This window comes from Protofrankia sp. Cr1 (assembly GCF_963555865.1).
Lineage (GTDB): Bacteria > Actinomycetota > Actinomycetes > Frankiales > Frankiaceae > Protofrankia.
Window position 1 is genome coordinate 1 of the sequence record NZ_CAUVXO010000557.1, and the last position, 1,161, is coordinate 1,161.

Genomic DNA, 1,161 nt, shown 5'->3' on the forward strand with positions numbered 1-1,161 from the left:
GGCGGGCGCGGCTTGCGCCAAAGCGGCGTCCGCGCGGGCCGCGGCGGCGGCTTCCACAGCGGTGCCTTCGGCGTCGTCGGCCTGCGCCCGGGCGGCGGCGAGCAGCGCGTCGACCTGGGCATCGACGGCCTGGGCGGCGTTGCGTTCGGCGTCCCGGCGCGCGTGGGTCTCCGTCCGGCCGCCGTAGTTGTCGTCGTAGTAGGTGCCTTCGCCCTCACCTTCGACGGTTTCGGCGAGCTGTCCGCGTACGACGGTGGCGACTTCGGCGGACGCCGCCACCTCGGCGGCAACCTCCGCGACGATCTCCAGTTCGCGGGTAGCGGGATGGTAGAGCAGGTAGCCGCCGTCGAGGGCGTGCCGGAACGACTCGCCGTCCCGTTCCCACCCGTCGGTGCGGGCGAGGACGCCGGTCAGCGCGGCCAGGGTGGGCGCGCCGATGCTGCTGCCCAGCGGCTCGCGGACCCGCGCGTCCCCGACGGCCTGCCCACGCCGGGTCACCTGGCGGCGGACCTCCTGCTCCCACGCGTCGGTCAGATCACGGGTGGCGCGGACGCGGACCCGACGTGGGTTACACATCGACCAGCCCCTCCTCGGCGAATCGTTCCCGGAAGATGGTCAGCGTCTCCCGCTGATGCTGCTGGACGCCGGCGAGCAGGTCGCGGGCGTCGGGATGCTCGCGGCGCAGTTCCAGGGCGAGCCGCTGACCGCGCCGCAGCAGCTCCTTGAACTCCTCGGCCCCGGCGACCCGTTCGCGCTGGCCGACCAGCTCGGTGAGGTCGATCCGCAGCTCGCCGAGGCTGCGGACGGTGTGGCCCGGCTGGTCGACGGGAACGCCTGCGTCGGCGGCGATCCGGCGCATCGTCTGTTCGTCCCGCGGGTTCGTCCACAGGTGGACGAGCGGAGCCAGATCGGCGAGCTCGGCGGCGGCGCGTCCGGCGAGCAGCGCGGACGCCGCAAACGTCTTCTGCGCCTTCACCGCGCGCCGGTCGGAGAAGGCGACGCCCTCGGCGCGCAACGAGCGCACGATGCGGGCGAACGACCCGCGCACAGCGGTCAGGTCGATGTCGGCGACAGCGCGTTGCAGGGTCAGCAGGTCGGCGAGGCTGAAACCGACCCGGGTCCGCGCGGCCGGCTCGTCCGACGGTCCGGACAGCCGTCCGG

Annotated in this window: 1 protein-coding gene and 1 pseudogene; both read right to left on the reverse strand. The window is 74.3% G+C overall.

Annotation, left to right across the window (positions count from 1 at the left end):
• A partial coding sequence (locus U9980_RS25720) for a molecular chaperone DnaJ (RefSeq protein WP_322770292.1) occupies positions 1-576 on the reverse strand: 576 nt, incomplete at its 3' end.
• Positions 569-1,161, reverse strand: a pseudogene (locus tag U9980_RS25725) (ATPase); the annotation flags it as partial. The gene U9980_RS25720 and the pseudogene U9980_RS25725, both read right to left, overlap by 8 nt.